At 31.6% G+C, this 16742-nt stretch carries 15 protein-coding genes, 1 pseudogene and 2 other annotated features (1 of these 18 cut by a window edge); of the genes and pseudogenes, 2 read left to right on the top strand and 14 right to left on the bottom strand.

The window, feature by feature from the left end:
• Positions 1 to 57 (bottom strand) — a binding site (T-box leader); it reaches 163 nt to the left of the window's first position.
• A gap of 60 nt (positions 58 to 117) precedes the next feature.
• Positions 118 to 654, bottom strand: a complete 537-nt coding sequence (gene pgsA, locus NSA23_RS14585; RefSeq protein WP_042683264.1) for a CDP-diacylglycerol--glycerol-3-phosphate 3-phosphatidyltransferase — start codon at positions 652 to 654, stop codon at positions 118 to 120.
• Positions 655 to 750: 96 nt separating this feature from the next.
• Here pgsA and NSA23_RS14580 point away from each other — a divergent pair, with 96 nt between their 5' ends.
• On the top strand, positions 751 to 1761 hold the full coding sequence (locus tag NSA23_RS14580) for an ABC transporter substrate-binding protein (RefSeq protein WP_257490672.1): 1011 nt from the start codon (positions 751 to 753) through the stop codon (positions 1759 to 1761).
• A 33-nt stretch (positions 1762 to 1794) separates the two neighbouring features.
• On the opposite strand, the gene NSA23_RS14575 is transcribed toward NSA23_RS14580, so the two are convergent.
• From NSA23_RS14575 to NSA23_RS14555, 5 genes are all read right to left on the bottom strand, one after another.
• Positions 1795 to 2286, bottom strand: coding sequence for a VanZ family protein (locus NSA23_RS14575; protein ID WP_050069896.1), 492 nt, complete (start codon positions 2284 to 2286; stop codon positions 1795 to 1797).
• Positions 2287 to 2314: 28 nt separating this feature from the next.
• Positions 2315 to 3079 (bottom strand): YwaF family protein, encoded by a 765-nt coding sequence (locus NSA23_RS14570; RefSeq protein ID WP_257490671.1) that lies wholly within the window; start codon positions 3077 to 3079, stop codon positions 2315 to 2317.
• A gap of 111 nt (positions 3080 to 3190) precedes the next feature.
• The gene (gene pdxS, locus NSA23_RS14565; protein ID WP_042683260.1) at positions 3191 to 4060 is read right to left on the bottom strand and encodes a pyridoxal 5'-phosphate synthase lyase subunit PdxS; all 870 of its coding nucleotides are present in this window, start codon (positions 4058 to 4060) and stop codon (positions 3191 to 3193) included.
• A gap of 135 nt (positions 4061 to 4195) precedes the next feature.
• Complete coding sequence (trpS, locus tag NSA23_RS14560; protein ID WP_042683259.1) at positions 4196 to 5194, bottom strand: tryptophan--tRNA ligase; 999 nt, start codon at positions 5192 to 5194, stop codon at positions 4196 to 4198.
• A gap of 51 nt (positions 5195 to 5245) precedes the next feature.
• Positions 5246 to 5452, bottom strand: a binding site (T-box leader).
• 51 nt (positions 5453 to 5503) lie between these two features.
• Entirely contained in the window at positions 5504 to 7300 is a 1797-nt protein-coding gene (locus NSA23_RS14555) for a thioredoxin domain-containing protein (protein WP_257490670.1), read from the bottom strand.
• A 240-nt stretch (positions 7301 to 7540) separates the two neighbouring features.
• On the opposite strand from NSA23_RS14555, the pseudogene NSA23_RS14550 reads away from it, so the two are divergent.
• Positions 7541 to 8122, top strand: a pseudogene (locus NSA23_RS14550) (IS3 family transposase); the annotation flags it as partial.
• Between the two features lie 524 nt (positions 8123 to 8646).
• Here NSA23_RS14550 and NSA23_RS14545 read toward each other — a convergent pair.
• From NSA23_RS14545 to NSA23_RS14515, 8 genes are all read right to left on the bottom strand, one after another.
• Complete coding sequence (locus tag NSA23_RS14545; RefSeq protein ID WP_042683257.1) at positions 8647 to 10410, bottom strand: ABC transporter transmembrane domain-containing protein; 1764 nt, start codon at positions 10408 to 10410, stop codon at positions 8647 to 8649.
• Between the two features lie 18 nt (positions 10411 to 10428).
• Positions 10429 to 11481 carry a M55 family metallopeptidase gene (locus tag NSA23_RS14540; protein WP_257490669.1) on the bottom strand — a complete coding sequence of 351 codons (1053 nt, stop codon included), beginning with the start codon at positions 11479 to 11481 and terminating at the stop codon, positions 10429 to 10431.
• 16 nt (positions 11482 to 11497) lie between these two features.
• Positions 11498 to 12847, bottom strand: coding sequence for a radical SAM/SPASM domain-containing protein (locus NSA23_RS14535; protein WP_042683255.1), 1350 nt, complete (start codon positions 12845 to 12847; stop codon positions 11498 to 11500).
• 38 nt (positions 12848 to 12885) lie between these two features.
• The gene (locus NSA23_RS14530; RefSeq protein WP_042683254.1) at positions 12886 to 14247 is read right to left on the bottom strand and encodes a radical SAM/SPASM domain-containing protein; all 1362 of its coding nucleotides are present in this window, start codon (positions 14245 to 14247) and stop codon (positions 12886 to 12888) included.
• 45 nt (positions 14248 to 14292) lie between these two features.
• Positions 14293 to 14748: a site-2 protease family protein gene (locus NSA23_RS16800; RefSeq protein WP_368666062.1), complete on the bottom strand. Its 456-nt coding sequence runs from the start codon at positions 14746 to 14748 to the stop codon at positions 14293 to 14295.
• A gap of 336 nt (positions 14749 to 15084) precedes the next feature.
• Positions 15085 to 15246 (bottom strand): hypothetical protein, encoded by a 162-nt coding sequence (locus NSA23_RS14525; RefSeq protein WP_187116711.1) that lies wholly within the window; start codon positions 15244 to 15246, stop codon positions 15085 to 15087.
• A 157-nt stretch (positions 15247 to 15403) separates the two neighbouring features.
• Positions 15404 to 15985, bottom strand: coding sequence for a SagB/ThcOx family dehydrogenase (locus NSA23_RS14520; RefSeq protein WP_042683252.1), 582 nt, complete (start codon positions 15983 to 15985; stop codon positions 15404 to 15406).
• A gap of 155 nt (positions 15986 to 16140) precedes the next feature.
• Positions 16141 to 16659 carry a GrpB family protein gene (locus NSA23_RS14515; RefSeq protein ID WP_042683251.1) on the bottom strand — a complete coding sequence of 173 codons (519 nt, stop codon included), beginning with the start codon at positions 16657 to 16659 and terminating at the stop codon, positions 16141 to 16143.
• Positions 16660 to 16742 lie beyond the last annotated feature (83 nt).

The following is a 16742-nucleotide window of genomic DNA, read 5'->3' as shown; positions in this document are numbered from 1 at the left end:
ATGGACTATTCTCTCTATATAGGATATATTCTTACTCCTCTTCTTCATAGTCTAAATATAGGGTTATTCATTTAGTTATAGTTATTATATATAAGTATCCCCTTATTTGTCAACAATTTAAGCTTCATCTTTATCTCTCATAATAGTTTTAAATATAGTTAGATAATTTAAAAAAGCAAATAAGTGGAAAGTTATTGCAATATATAATAATATATTTGTCATCATCTGCGATAAAGACAAAATTACAGAAATTATTGCTACATAGAAAGAAAAAGTAGCTACCTTCCCAAACTTATTTGCAGGTATTACCTTTTCTCCTCCAAAATAATATAATATACCACCCCCCACTATAAGGGCTAATTCTTTCATTCCCAATACGATTAAAATCCATGGAGGAATTAGTCCATAAGAATTAAAGCTTACTAAAACTGCAAAGGTAGTTAGCTTATCTGCCACAGGATCAAGGGCTGTTCCAAGTTTTGTTATCATATCGTATTTTCTTGCTATATATCCATCTAGTATATCTGTTATCCCTGATAATATAAGTACTATACCTGCATAAACTATTCTCTTTTCAAGAGTAGAATAAAAAAATAACAAATAAATAGGTATTAAAAAAATTCTACTTAATGTAAGGCCATTTGCTAAATTCATATTATTCTCCTTTTCCATTATTTTTGTAACTCTTTATCTATTATAATCATATAATAAAAATAATCTAGTCTCCATTAATTTTTAGGAGGGATTCTAATGAAAAAAAGTATTAAACTTTTTTCCTTGGTATTAGTATTGACAATTTTTATAAGTTTTAGTTTAACTGGATGCAAAAAAAACAATTTAAAAACTATTAAACTTATAGAAGTAACTCACTCTTTATTTTATACCCCTCAATACGTAGCTATAACTCAAGGATTTTTTGAAGAAGAAGGACTTGAAATTGAACTGATTAATGGAAAGGGAGCAGACAAATGCATGACTGCACTACTAAGTGGAGAAGCAGATATTGGATTCATGGGACCAGAAGCGTCAGTATATGTGTATAATCAAGGAAAATCAAACTATGCTATTAATTTTGCTCAATTAACACAAAAAGATGGCTCTTTTCTTGTAGGAAGAGAAAAAGAAGAAAACTTTAAATTTGAAAATTTAAAAGGAAAAACTATTATTGGAGGCAGAAAAGGTGGCATGCCAGAAATGACCTTAGAATATGTCCTCAAAAAACATGGACTAGAACCAGGAACTGATGTAAATGTAAGGACCGATATTCAATTTGATGTCATGGCAGGAGCCTTTACTGGAGGAGAAGGAGATTATGTAGCCTTATTTGAACCAGTAGCTGCTACATTAGAAAAAGAAGATAAAGGTCATGTAGTTGCTTCTATTGGAGAAGAAGCTGGCTATCTTCCGTATACATGCTATTCTGCAACAAAGGATTATATAGATAAAAATGAAGAAACAGTCCAAAAATTCACCAATGCTATATATAAAAGCATGCTTTGGGTCCAATCTCATAGTGTAGAAGAAATAGCCAAAGCTGTAAAACCCCAATTCCCTGATACTGATGATGAAGTACTTATAGCCCTTATAACTAGATATAAAGAACAAGACACTTGGAAGCCAGATTTGATTCTTACGGAAGAAGGATTAAATCATATGATGGATATTATGGAAATAGCAGGAGAACTAGAAGAAAGAGCAGATTATAGCGAAATAGTAATAACTAAATTTGCTGAAAAAGCAATGAAGAAAATAACCAAGTAATTAAAAAATCTATTTGTAGCAAATAAAAATGAATTATTTATTTTTATTTGCTACAAAACTATGATCATATATTTTATAGAAAATCTTATATATTAAAAAACCTAGTACTCCACCTAAAACATTTAAAATTATATCATCTACATCAAATTGTCCAAGACCTGTTATTAACTGTATAACTTCAAAAGTTAGACTGATTATAAATGCAATTTTAAATATTTTTTTAAGTTCCTTTAGTCTTTCCTTAAGTAAAGGTAATAAAAATCCTAAAGGCATAAATGCAATAATATTGCCCAAAATATTTGATACACTTATATTAAATCCTATATCTCCAGTTGAGTACTCATAAATAGTCCTAAAAGGTATAAAATTGCTAAAGTATAATATTCTTCTTTTTAAATTAGCCATATTGTTGTTTTTAAGAATTTCAACTGACATAGGATATTTAAAAAGTATCACCTTAATTAGCAATAAAATATATAAACAAAATAAAATCCAAAGAATAGTTTTAAAAGTTTTGTTTTTCACGCTGTCCCCCCTAAAAATCATATTAATCCTAATACACTTTAAACATATTTTTTATAGTCCTCTTTTTTAAAAGATGTATATATAATATTTTATATATTAAATAAAACATTGTAATTGATATATTGAATACACTAAATGCAATAAAAGTATATTTAAACTGAGACATTCTATCTATAAAATCAATAGAAAAAGGTGGAGCATTTAAATAGCAATAATTTGAGTTAGTTAATTTATTAAAAATAAATATTATTCCATGATATATATTAGTAAAAGTTAAAACTGACTCTAAACTTTTCTTATCTACAATATGTTTTTCAACTACTAAAAAATAAACTCCTGACCACAATAATAATCCATGTCCTACAAAAAATGATATTCCAGTATAGTGGGGAAATCTAAAAGGATCTAGAACTGGAGATGCAAGAGCTAAAACAGCACCAATCATTCCCCAATAACAGCAAATATTTTTATAAAATTTCTTCCCACTATTAAAAGCAAATATAGTAAAAATAATTGCTAATCTACAATTATAAAGGGGTAAACTCTCATGAATTGTAAAATATCCTGAAATCTTATACCATGAATATAAAACAATTTGTTGTATAGCCAATATAGTGATTATAAAAGTCTTAAATATCTTTTTATATTTATCCTCTCTTAACTCATTCCTATATTTAAAAATTAATTCTATTCCAAGTAAAATAAATAATACTATAATCCAATGTATTGTAGAACCTGTTGAGAAAATATAATCATCTGGTGTTCCTCTAAAAAAGTATTTTATATTGTCCAACATATAACCCCCTGCATTTTAAAAAGTTATAGGAATTTATCCTATTTTTATATAAGGACAAATTCCTATAAAAATTATACTATAAATTATTAAATTTTACATTAAATATTTTTATATTCCTCTTTTCGCATATAAATTTTCTTCTGATATTTCACTTATTTCTAACCCTTCCATTGCATTTCCTAAATTTCTTGAAACTTCAACTAATTTTTTAGGATTATTATAGTTTTTTGTGGCTTCTACAATAGCCTTAGCCATTTTTTCTGGATTAGAAGATTTAAATATTCCTGAACCAACGAATATCCCATCACAACCAAGTTGCATCATAAGTGCTGCATCAGCAGGTGTAGCAATTCCTCCTGCTGCAAAATTAACTACAGGTAATTTTCCATTTTCAGCTACATATAAAACTAAATCATAAGGTGCTGCCATTTCTTTAGCAGCAGTCATAAGTTCTTCCTTAGGCATATTTTCTAATTTTCTTATTTGTGACATAACAGTTCTCATATGTCTTACTGCCTCTACTACATTCCCTGTTCCTGCCTCTCCCTTAGTTCTTATCATTAAAGCTCCTTCACCTATTCTCCTCAAAGCTTCTCCTAAATTTCTTGCACCACAAACAAAAGGTATTCCAAATTTTTTCTTATCAATATGATAATTATCATCTGCAGGTGTTAGTACCTCACTTTCATCTATGTAATCTACACCTATAGCTTCAAGAATCTGTGCTTCTACAAAATGACCTATTCTTACCTTTGCCATGACAGGAATTGAAACAGCTCCTAATATTTCTTCTATCAACTTAGGGTCAGACATTCTTGCTACTCCACCATCTTTTCTGATATCTGCTGGAACCCTTTCTAATGCCATAACTGCTACTGCACCAGCTTCTTCTGCAATTTTTGCCTCTTCTACATTTACTACATCCATTATTACTCCGCCTCTAAACTTCTCATTTAATTCTAATATTTTCTCATTCATAAATACACTCCTCCTTATTTATACATAAACCAATACACTTTTATTAATCACTTTCATTGTATGCATACAATAAGATTTTGTCAATACACTTTTATCAAAAAATACATAAAAAATAGAGAGTGCAATTTGTACTCTCTATCTTCTTGGAATAAATCCAACTTTTTTATATACTTTTCTCAATGTCTTTCTAGCTACTATTTCTGCCTTTTCTGCTCCTTCTTTATATATCTCTTCTAAATAATCTTTATTTTTCATGTAGTAATCATATTTTTCTTGAAGAGGTTTTAACCCTTCCACAACTACTTCCGATAAGTCTTTTTTAAATTGTCCATATCCAGTACCTTCATATTTTCTTTCAATCTCTTTAATAGAATCTCCACTAAATGCAGAATAGATATTTATTAAATTTTTAACTCCTGGCTGTTCATCTCTGTATTTTACCTCACCATAGGAATCTGTTACAGCTCTCTTTATTTTTCTATTTATAGCATCTGGTTTGTCTAATAGAAGAATATAGCCATTTTCATTGTCATCAGATTTAGACATTTTAAATTCTGGATTTTGGAGACTCATAATTCTTGCTCCTACCTTTTTAATCAATGGGTCTGGAACTTTAAAAGTTTCACTGTACCTATTATTAAATCTTTCAGCTAAATCCCTTGCCAATTCTAAATGTTGTTTTTGATCTTCTCCTACAGGTACTAAATCTGCTTGATATAAAAGTATATCAGAAGCCATTAGTACAGGATAAGTAAACAGTCCAGCATTTAAATTTTCTTCGCTTCTTTTAGATTTTTCTTTAAATTGGGTCATTCTGTTAAGCTGACCCATGTAAGTTATGGTATCTAGTACCCAAGTAAGTTCAGCATGAGGACTAATATGAGATTGAATAAATATAGCGGATTTTTTTGGATCTAATCCACTAGCTAAATATAAAGCAAGTAAATCTAAAGTATTTTTTCTTAAGTCCTTTGGAACTTGTGGAACAGTTATAGCATGAAGATCAACTATACAATAAAAACAATTATAATCATCTTGAAGGTCTACCCAATTTCTAATAGAACCTATATAATTTCCAATAGTCAACGCTCCTGAAGGTTGCACTCCACTAAATACTGTCTTTTTCTCTTCCATAAAAAAACCTCCTATTTCTAATTTATATAAATAAAAAACCTTCCATCTCAAAAAAGAGACGAAAGGTAGTTTCCGTGGTACCACTCCAGTTGGCTAAAAGCCCACTTTAATCTTTAACGGTGATAAGCCGTAAAATCCTACTATATTTCAGATTTAATCTCCCAAGTCCATTCAATATAAGAGTATCGCCAAGTTTCCACCATTCTTGACTCTCTATAGACCCTTCTTATATATACTACTCTTGGTCATAGATTTCATATTTACCTATTAATATACATTATATATAATTTTCTAAAAAAGTAAACAGTTTTATTCCACATATTCATCTAATACTAAACTTAATATATAAGCATATGATAGTGGATTTTTATTTATTTCTTCTCCAAAAACATATAATATTTCCTCAGCCTTGTCTTTCAAACTTTTATCATCAGTTAGTTTAAATAATTTCATCATATTTAAAGTCCCTATGGAATTTCCTGAAGGAATTGCTCCATCATATATACTTTTAGGCCTTATTACAAGCTTTTCTCCATCATTACCATATAAGAATAATCCTCCGTTTTTGTTATCCCAAAATAATTTCAACATATCCTCGTTTAATTTTAAAGCTTTTTCAAGATAGTTTTCATTCCTTGTTGACTCATATAATTCAATAAGCCCCCATATAAGGAAACTATAATCTGGTAATAGTCCTAAGTTATAACTTTCTCCTTTAGAATAAGTGGATAAAAGCCTTCCATCTTCTCTTGATAAATTGTTAAATATAAAATCACAAGCCTTCTCTGCTCTAGTTATATACTCTTCTTTTTTTAAGATCCTACCACTATAAGCAAGAGATGCAATCATAAGTCCATTCCAAGAAGTAAGAATCTTTTCATCCCTATGAGGATGAACCCTTTTTTCCCTATAATCAAATAATTTTTTTCTAATACTTTCTACCCTTTTAAAAGTTTCCTTGTCTATAAAATATAAATCCTTCCCTATTAAATTCGGAATACTTTTTCCTTCAAAATTACCTGATTTAGTTATATCATAGAAACTAGAAATAAATTCTCCATCTTCTTCTCCTAGTATATCAATTATTTCATCATAATCCCAAACATAAAACTTTCCTTCTACCCCTTCTGAATCTGCATCTAATGCTGAGTAAAATCCTCCTTCATCTGAAGTCATATCTCTAAATACAAATTCATATATTTTCTCAGCTATTTCTTTATATAATTCCTCTCTAGTTATATGACAAGCTTTTGAATAAGCAATTCCTAATAGTGCATTATCATATAGCATTTTTTCAAAATGGGGAACAAGCCATTTTTCATCTACAGAATATCTGCAAAATCCAAACCCTATATGGTCAAAAATTCCCCCTTTATACATACTATCTAAAGTAACTTTAGCCGTATAAACAGATTCACTATCATTGTTTTTTGCTCCATAATCTAATAATAAAAATATATTTTGAGGTATAGGAAATTTAGGTCTTCTTCCAAAACCTCCATATATTCTGTCAAAAGTATTTTTCAATTCTTCAATTGCTTCATCTAGTTCTGTTTTTCCTACTTTTCCCTTTGAATAAGTAAGATATGAATTTTCTATTGCATTTAATATATGATTACTTTCTTCAATTAGTTCATTCTTACTTTTCTTCCATAAATCATTCATTTTATTCAATATTTCAATTAATCCAGTATATCTATAACTTGATTTTTTAGGAAAATAGGTCCCAGTATAAAAGGGTTTTCCATCAGGAGTAGTGAATACATTAAGTGGCCACCCTCCACTACCTGTTAAAGCTTGAGCAAAAGTCATATATACTTCATCAATATCTGGTCTTTCTTCTCTATCCACTTTTATAGGTATAAAATATTTATTTAAAAGTTCTGCCACTTCTTCATCTTCAAAGGATTCTTCATTCATTACATGGCACCAGTGACAGGTAGAATAACCTATAGATAAGAATATAGGTTTATCTTCTCTATTAGCCTTTTCAAAGGCTTCATCTCCCCATGGATACCATTGTACTGGATTGTATGCATGTTGAAGTAAATATGGCGACTTTTCATGAATTAATTTATTTGGAGTTTTATTATTATTTACATTCACAAAATCAGATCCCTTCTTTATATCCTGTTATATAAATTCTACCCATGATAGTAGGAAGATATGCTAAAAACAAAAAAATCCTGTGCTTAAATTTATATTGCACAAGATTATTTGTTTAATGGTACTAGCATAATATTATAGATACAGTTTTCCAAACACCTTAAGAGTGAGAAAATAATTCCAAGAAAATATCATAAAATTTGTTCGAGAAAATGTGTCTACTATATTGATGTAGGTCCAGTATGTAAGAAGTTTAGACCATTTCCATCGAAGAATAAGGTTGAAAATAGAGAAAACATAATCAATAGAGACTTCTCTACAACTGGTATCAATCAGAAATGGGTAACCGATATTACATATATTCATACAATTAAAGATGGTTGGTGCTATCTAGCTTCAGTTATGGATCTTAATAGTAGGAAGATAGTTGGATACTCTATGTCTAAAAATATAGATACTACATTGGCTATAAAAGCCTTAGATAATGCCTATAAACTTCAGAAACCTGCTGAAAGTCTAATTCTTCATAGTGATTTAGGAAGTCAATATACAAGTTATGAATTTGGAGAATATGTTAAAAATCACAAGCTAATTCACTCCTTTAGCGGTAAAGGAAATCCCTATGACAATGCTTGTATAGAATCCTTTCACTCAGTATTGAAGAAAGAAGAAGTTAATCTAGTTAAATATTTTGACTTTGATGCTGCTAGACTTGCAATATTTGAATATATAGAGTCATGGTATAACAGAGAAAGAATACACAGCTCTTTAGGTTATATTACTCCCCAAGAGTGGGAAGATAAGTCTAAGAGGGTTTCATAAATTTTATTCGGGAAAATGTGTCTACTATATTGACATAGGTCAAATTATCATAATGCCCAATTCTCGCATGTGCACCATTTTTTGACGATTCTGTTTATTTTTCTTTATTGGTTGAAGCCACAGCATGTTCCTTGATAATTGCATCACAAAAGATTACGATTAAATGCTCTCTATCAAAGTCTAGGACTTGAAAACCTTTGCGAAAACGCGAGAGCTGGAATTTTTGCTTACTGCGGCGGCAGCCTCTTTTGTCATTGCAATAAGACTATCCTGCGTCAAATCATTCGTATAAGTATATATAGCATTAAATCCAGTGACTATTCACATACACACACTATAGTCCACTCTAGAGAAGGCTGTATCAATTATACCGTTTTTTGCGGCTATCCCATTCTTGCGGTTTTCCTCAACAAATATTTCTGCAAAATCTCCGACCGTGGAAAGAGCGACTATTAATTCATCATGCAATCAAGACTCTATCAACATTTACTGACGTCTCTTCTCTGTATATGACTAACTAGTGGTCATATTTGCACAATCTCATCACAACAACCTTTAACATATTCGTCATGTGTTACAATGATGATAATTTTATCGCTCTTTATTTTCTGTAAATAGTTAATGAACTTCCTAGTGGTATTCATATCTAAAGCTGAGGTTGGTTCATCGAAAATCATCACTTCAGGGTTTTTATATAGTACTTTTAAAATGGATATTTTTTGTTTTTCACCTCCAGATATATTGGTATTTTTTTCGTTAATGATGAATGAAAAGCTGTTTTGGTTAATGAAGCTCTCCATATTCAAGATTTTTATACATTCATCCAGCGAAACCGTTCTGCTGTTCGCACACATATTATCAGTATTCTTCAACAAATCAATGCCGTTTATACTAGCGTTATCATTGTAATCAAGGTTATATCTAATGCTGTCATTGATTAGTAATGGCTCTTGTTCTGCGAATCCAATTAATCTTTTTCTAGTTGTAACCATATCTATTTCGCGAATACATACATCATCATATTTTATTTCCCCATCGTATTCATGAATGTAAAGCCCCATTATCAGACTAATAATGGTAGATTTACCTGCTCCATTCGGACCAGATAATGCATACATATTCCCTTTTGAGAATTTAGCACTAAAAGAATCAATTACATTTTCCACTCTAACTTGTGCCGTATCAAACGCCCTATCCTCTACAATCGTCTCTTGTTCTTGATTCGAGCTACTCGCTTCACATGCATAATTATTGTTTGGGAAAGTATTATAATTAAAACTTATGTCTAACAGCTCAATCCTATCTATACTCTCAACAATCTTTTCTCCATAACTCTCGCCTCTACACTTAAGGATATCTTTAATTCTATTATAAGAACCCATTGCATTTTGATATGTAGCCCCTAAACCAAAGAAATATCTACTTGCGTTAAGCATCATACTAAAGTAACTGTTGAAGATAGTAAACATACCCACAGTAAAATTTCCATTAAATATTTGTAATCCACCAATCACAAATAAAGTTATCTGAGCAATTGAAGCTATCATACCTTCCAAGCTTGAATACACGAAATTCGCTTTCTGGCTGTGTATAGCGGTTGCTTTAAAATCTGTAAAGCTATCTTCTGCTCTTTTGTTCAGCTCAGATTGAATAGAATTTATCTTTATGAGTTTAATGTGTTTTAACTGCTCATATAACTTTGAAATAAATTTTGCCTGACTCTCCTTAAAGACCAATCCTGCTTTGTAAAGCCATTCCCTAAGAGCTAGATAAAGAGTTATGTATACTAAAATAAATCCAATCATTAGCACTGTAATTAACCAGTTATTAGCTAGTAATATCACAAACGGCACAACAATTAGTATAATGTTTGTTATTACTCCCTGTAGTGTTGTTAGGCAGAAAGTAATAAGGTTATAGGAATCACCATTGAAACGTTGATTTAAATACATACCATCTTTTTGGTTAATAAATGACAAAGACAAACTTTGGACATGTTTAATTACTCTGATGTTTAAATCATAACCCATCTGAACTTGCATTTTTGTATACATAATGGAAGTTATATAATCCTTGAGTATTTTAAGTATGCTCAGTCCTCCAAAAATTATACAAAAACGAAAAATAACACTTTTATCGGCACTGATGACTAGATCGTCTAAAAAATTTCCTATAACATAGGGGGATATAATGCCTATGGCAGAGGACAGAAGTGTCAGTGCTATATAAGCTACAATAGTATATTTCTGTGATAGCAAGTACGGCTTGCAGAAAAAGAAAATTTTCATTGATATCACCTGATCCTATTATTCAATATCATGTGGTAAAGTCAAATTATTTGTCATAGCTAATATCCCCTTCATTATTTTGTCCCTTGACTTGCTATCTAAAAACAAGAGATTGTTGTAAAGTAGCGGTCCAATTTCAGATTTTGCCAGATCCTCTTTTTTCAGAGAAACAGCTAACTTTCTTACTTCCTTTATGAAAGCTGAATTTAATGCTACATTGGCATTATTAATCTCATTTAATCTATCTATGAGAGGATAGAGATTATTTACAAGCTCTGAACAACTATCAAAAATAATACTGTTCTCTTTTCTATTATAGCTTGCATCGCCTAAAGCTTCCACAACATCCGGGTTATTGAATTCAATCGCAATTTCGTTACTGTCTTCAGATAAGCAAATATCCCAATTTAAGCTTAACGAACATTTTATACAATAGGCTATCTTCTCATAAAAATGAATTCTGTCTATTTGATTCATCTGGAAATAGCTCTTGACACAGCACGTTTGACGGTAGGGGTTAAAACAATTAGCCTCATACACTGCTTCCCTATCACCAGTGACAAGTATTACAGGTATTCCTTGGGCCCCTAGCCACCTAGTATATAATTCAACCTCACCGATAGGAATCCTTGCTTGGAGCTTTGTGCAAAATGAGGAGATTAATTTAAAATCAAAACGTAGTGTGTGTGGTAAAATACCAGGACTTCCATTCATACCATGAAAACCAGCAAGTATCGCAAAGTCATATTTTTCGTCGAAAGATAAATTTTCCACCTTTGAGACGATCCTTACATCACCTCTACCAAAATCTCCATGCGTAATGATTTTTCGTGAAATCAGATTGCCCTCGTCATGCGCGTCACAAACCGTGATTTTTGTAACGTCGTTCTCAAAGAGAGTCTTGATATACACTTGAATTTCAGAAGTGTACAATTCAACGCAATCATCAATATTTTTCAAATCATATATATCGGTAATACCTTCTATATCAGCGATTATAAGTGCATGCACCATATGCTTGTCCTCCCTTAATTTGAACTCCTTCAAAGGAATTTCAATTTCTAATTGCATAGCGTTCAGTCTTATTTTATTCACATTCTGTTTTGGCGGCGTAAAACATCGGTAAAATATTGTGAATCTGGTTTTTGATGGAGAAGCATTCTGGCTTATAGAAGTCACTATAATCATTTAAGGATACAGGACAACCTCCTCCACACAACAAAGAGTACCTACATTCTCTGCACTCTGAAATGTTTTCAATACTTCGATTGCGAATGCTATTCTCAAACCATTCCACAACAGGGTAATATTTGCCTATTGCAAGCGGTTTTTTACCAACTGATAATAAACATGGGTAAATATAACCGTATGGGTCAACAATAGGCCCACTATAGTGTGCAGAACAGAAAGAATAGGTGGGTCTAAGCTTCGCACCTGTAGTTAACGCATTGAGAATTGGACTGAATCTACTAAGAATCTGATTCATTTGTATCCGTCCTTCTGAACTATATTCAATATCTGCTTTATATAAGTCCATAAACATATTGTTTCTATCAGTGGATAACATTTCTATCATGGGGGATATTTCAAAGCTTAGTAAACTTTCATACATCTTGAATTGATCCAGAAGCTTTGTTCTTAGAGCGATACATTCATTAAAATTACTATAATCTAAATTCATCCTTATTCGAATAGGAATATTTCTCTCCAAACATTTCTCTATATTGGTTAAGATTTTCCTAAACGTAGGCCTTCCATTAGCTAAAAACCTACGACTGTCATGTGTCTCTTCATCGCCATCTAATGTGATCATGATGTATGAAATCTTGATCTTTGATAGCAGGTTAAGAAATGCGTCTAGATAATAGCCATTTGTAGTAATATTATATATCTTGTCAGGGGCTCTATAGATTATATACTCCAAAGCTGGCATATTTTTAGACAATAATGGTTCACCACCGAACAAACCGATTGTCTTCAGGGAATCTCCTACCAAGTCAAAGGCGGCGTCAATTAAGACGCGATCCATTATAGTCTTTCTTGGAGCAGAGTTCAGGGATCGTGAATCATCATTACCACCAAATGTGAAATCTTCAAAACAATATGGACATCGGAAATTACAGTCATAAGTCATTACAAATGTTATATTGGTATTATTCGCCTTGATTTTAGCGTGTTTTTCACGTAAAGCGCAAATGATTTCTTCTTTTTTTTCCCTCTCCTCTTTATGGCTGTTACATAAATACCCTCGCGATTTTAGTTTGTTAAATAAAACTTCTTCGTAATTGCCCACCGGAACAATCTCATCACATTCATGCCATTTAGCAATTATAGCTAAAGTTGAATAGTCTATCCTGTCTATAATACCGTTAAGCGAATTTATTAAGAGATATTTATCACCAATTTCAGTAATTATTAAGTTTTTTATAAGTTTCATTCCTTCTCCTCCAGTTTCTATGTTTCTTTAGATTTTTATTACCGTATCCAGCGATAATCATATTCTAGATTATCAAGAATATCCTCATCTGCATAAATTCCACATGACATTTCTGCATTTTTTGTTCGAGCAGATATTGGGCACCCACCCAAACATATAAATTTATATGCGCATTTTTTACATCTTTCATTTCTCATAACACTACGGTTTAGAAGATTGGATACAGCAGTCTCATCGATACTGATATTAGGAAAATACGTGCCAACTACACCGTCATTTTCGTCAACGCAGTCACAAAAATACACTTTCCCATTGCAGGAAAAATAATAATTTGCGAGGAACTGACTGTTACACCTTTGATATTTTGGCATATAAGGCTCATTTTTAGGTCTATTAAGAACCTTAAACAACGTCGAATAGCTTGGAAATGTGGGTGAAATCGGGTTAAGGCCTGCTATGTACTTTTGTATTTTTCGAATATCGTATTTATTGTTGGATTCTTCGGATATATCTAATGAATTTTGATAATCAAGCGTTATCCCCGGAAGGTGCTCGTAATATGGTGAGTTTGAGATATCATTTTCTTCTAAGAAATCTTTAAATTCTTCAAATCTTCGATAATTTGTTTTGTCTAAAGTCGTTTTGATTTTTATGTTTACCCCATCAGTTAATAACTTTTGCACACCGGAGATTATTTCGTCGTATATTCTATTATCTGGTTTCACGCCAGAAAAACGGCGATTCATATGTACATCCTTTATCCCATCTATTGAAATATGAATCTCCCCAAATCTTGAAAGAGGAAGATCATCGTAATATTTCAATAGATTCACACCATTTGTAAACAACAAGAGTTTTGACTTCTCCCATTTTGAAGCTATGTAATTTATCAAGTCGACAGTACCTCTATTTATCAGTGGTTCACCGCCAGTTATCCTAATATATGGGGTTTCAGCAATTTTGTTTTTATCATCAGCATAGGTACTATAAAATTCAAAAATAGCATTCACATGGTCTTTTGTCATATTCTGACCACTGTTTAAGCGTGAACGTACATAACAATAAGAACAACTCATGTTACATGCTCTTGTCAACTCTATAGAAAATCTATAATCTTCAGCATACTTGTTTTTTAGATTAAAATATCCCGACTCAATTAGTTTATCTTCGATAAGTCTACGTGTCTCATCTATCAGAAACTGTTTCTCAATGATTAACTTATTGTATAATTCAGCTTCAGCTTCATTGAAAGAGGCTGGCCTATCCTTATTACTCATACTTCTTACTAAGGCGACTTCATCATCGTTAAGTAACCTTCTCCTACCCGAAAGCAGGTTAACCAGAAAAGGTTGAAACTTATCCGAGTTTTTGTTTACCAATAAATTGTTAAAGATTAACACAGTTATACCTCCACCATTTTTGTTTTTGTGAAAAAACAGTCGTTCTTAACTCTTGTTAGTTTCTGTAGCCTTCTTTAAAATCCTCATTCCATCACTTAATAAGCCTTTGTAAGGCCAAAACAAGTACTTCATCGGAACCACAGTGCCAACAAATTGAAATACATTCGCCCGAAAAGTAAATCCCAAAAACCAAACTAAATTGGGCTGTTCGAACTTTAGTTCGTTAGCCTTAATGATTTGTGATAAAAAACTCAGTACAATAATAAAGAATACATTTGCCAAGGGGCCACCGAGATACATCATGATGTACTGAAGCTTGGATCCCTTATATTCGGATTCAACGTGGTAAAACCCCACTATCGGAAAGACTCTTAAAGTAAACCTTTTAAGCTTAATAAATGTCCTACCTGTGCCAATTGTAATATGCCAGTCTTTATTGCGAAAGAATATACGGTACATAAGAACATGACCCATTTCGTGACCAAATATGACCAAAAACATGCAAATCCACACAAGTAGTAGAAGTAATAGAATATTCAACAAAAATACCGCAATATACATAATAGAATACCATCCTCTACATTATTTTAGAACAATCCTTATTTTACTATTCCCAGTTAGCAACTTAACCATCTCTAGTCTATATGGCAAGGTATATAAGATGCGTGTCCATTGCCGCTGCTCGATGGATTGTGGAGGGGAACCTAATGGACAAATTGTAATTTATCTATGTAGGCTCCCACCCATTTGCTGGTTTGTTGCAAGTCTTATGCTGCTTTCGTTACGTACTCATAAACTTCAGTTCTGTTTTCTGGCTGATGAACAAATCTAACAAATTTAGGTACAAATCCATTTCGTTACAACGTTAGGTACAGTACAACAACAACAACAAGAACCACCACAGTTAGCACTGATCTTCTGATCGCTGTTTAAATCAATAGGTTCATCTTCTTCAACAGACCATATTAAATCAATAATAGGTTCCATCTTTGGTTCCATCTTTTGCACCTCCTTTCCTACTAAAATTGTTATCAAAAAACTTGACCGTTTAAATCGTTAAACAGCAAGCTTATAATACTTGAAAATTGACGCGGTATTATAATGTTCTAACAGCATAAACCTTATCTAGTCCAACTGCTGATTTCAAAAAAGAGGGTTAATCTGTGACAAAATGAGGCAATCCCACTGCGAAGCCACAAAAAACGTTTTCGACTTTATGAACAAGGCCTATTAGGTCGTCGATTTCATCATCATTATTCACTCCAGCTCCAAGGGCCACCACACCCAAATCCAGATATTCCGCTGTCAGATATAGATTTTGGCTCATATGACCAGCATCAAGAAAAATAAACCTGTAACCTCTTTCACCATATTTACCCATACTTCTTTCAAAAACCATGGAAAAGAAAATTATACAGGGAGCGTTCAATACAAATTGTTGGTTTTTGTAGAACTCATACATTTGATTAGTGTAATCCCCTGTCTTAATTAGCTCTAATGAGTTTTCAACAACATTGTAGTGGTAGATTCCCAACTCAATGTCGTTCGACCTTAAGATTACCGGATATACCTCTATAGGATAACGGGCACCTGCGCTAGCATATGTACGCAAACTTATACCTGAAAAATCAATACCACGCAACCCAAAGCTAAGTGTCAATAACTGTGAAAGCTCCCGAAAGCTAATACCATCCTGCGCAAAAGCCCTTGTACTTTTACGCGATAATAATGTTCGAATAAATCCACAAAATCTTTCGAACTTTTTTAATAAGAGTTAATATTTTAAGAACTACTTATAATTTATCTTCCTAAGCCCGTTTATTAGTTAGTTTATAATTTGATAGACTATACTAAATAGGACAATTAAATTGCAAATAACAATACTATATAAAATTACTTAGTGATTATTTTCAATAAATTTTTAATAAAATTTGACTTTCCCGCTGTATATTCAGATCTATTGTCTTTATACCTTCTATAAAGATCTTTTTTTAGTTGAGCATATTCTTCTGCGATTTCTTTATGATTTCTTAGGTAATCTCTAAATAATATTTGATTTGTATAATTTACGCTATCTTGGGGATATCCATGTATATGATAGTATGAATCTCTATTTATTCTTTTTACAAAAAATAGTCTATCTATAACATCAGTTTCTTGTATAAATTCATAACTTAAAGATACAATAGATTCAATTATTTTATCTCTTTTCTCTTTATTATCAAAAGTTAAAGCTATATCAATTATAGGTTTGGCAATAAGACCTGGTATTGAAGTACTACCAATATGTTCAATTGTCATTATATTATCTCCACATATATTTAATATTTTTCGTTTTTCCTCTTCAAAGACCTTTTCCCAACCTTTATCATATTCACTTAATATAACTTTATTTCGTGGCACCCCTATCATTTTACCATCTCCTATTTACTTACTCTTTTTAATTGTTTTTTATTATATTCGCTCAATATATTAGATAATTGTTCTAAACTATT

The sequence above is a fragment of the Anaerosalibacter massiliensis genome, from assembly GCF_024623155.1.
GTDB lineage: Bacteria > Bacillota > Clostridia > Tissierellales > Sporanaerobacteraceae > Anaerosalibacter > Anaerosalibacter massiliensis.
Note: the sequence above shows the minus strand (reverse complement) of the source record. Positions and strands in the feature narration are given on the sequence as shown.

Excerpts from the sequence above, each read along its gene's own strand:
- pgsA (WP_042683264.1), bottom strand. The coding sequence starts at position 654 with ATGAATTTAGCAAATGGCCTTACATTAAGTAGAATTTTTTTAATACCT.
- NSA23_RS14580 (WP_257490672.1), top strand. The coding sequence starts at position 751 with ATGAAAAAAAGTATTAAACTTTTTTCCTTGGTATTAGTATTGACAATT.
- pdxS (WP_042683260.1), bottom strand. The coding sequence starts at position 4,060 with ATGAATGAGAAAATATTAGAATTAAATGAGAAGTTTAGAGGCGGAGTA.
- trpS (WP_042683259.1), bottom strand. The coding sequence starts at position 5,194 with ATGGAAGAGAAAAAGACAGTATTTAGTGGAGTGCAACCTTCAGGAGCG.
- NSA23_RS14545 (WP_042683257.1), bottom strand. The coding sequence starts at position 10,410 with ATGAAAATTTTCTTTTTCTGCAAGCCGTACTTGCTATCACAGAAATAT.
- NSA23_RS14540 (WP_257490669.1), bottom strand. The coding sequence starts at position 11,481 with ATGCAATTAGAAATTGAAATTCCTTTGAAGGAGTTCAAATTAAGGGAG.
- NSA23_RS14535 (WP_042683255.1), bottom strand. The coding sequence starts at position 12,847 with ATGAAACTTATAAAAAACTTAATAATTACTGAAATTGGTGATAAATAT.
- NSA23_RS16800 (WP_368666062.1), bottom strand. The coding sequence starts at position 14,748 with ATGTTTTTGGTCATATTTGGTCACGAAATGGGTCATGTTCTTATGTAC.
- NSA23_RS14525 (WP_187116711.1), bottom strand. The coding sequence starts at position 15,246 with ATGGAACCAAAGATGGAACCTATTATTGATTTAATATGGTCTGTTGAA.
- NSA23_RS14515 (WP_042683251.1), bottom strand. The coding sequence starts at position 16,659 with ATGATAGGGGTGCCACGAAATAAAGTTATATTAAGTGAATATGATAAA.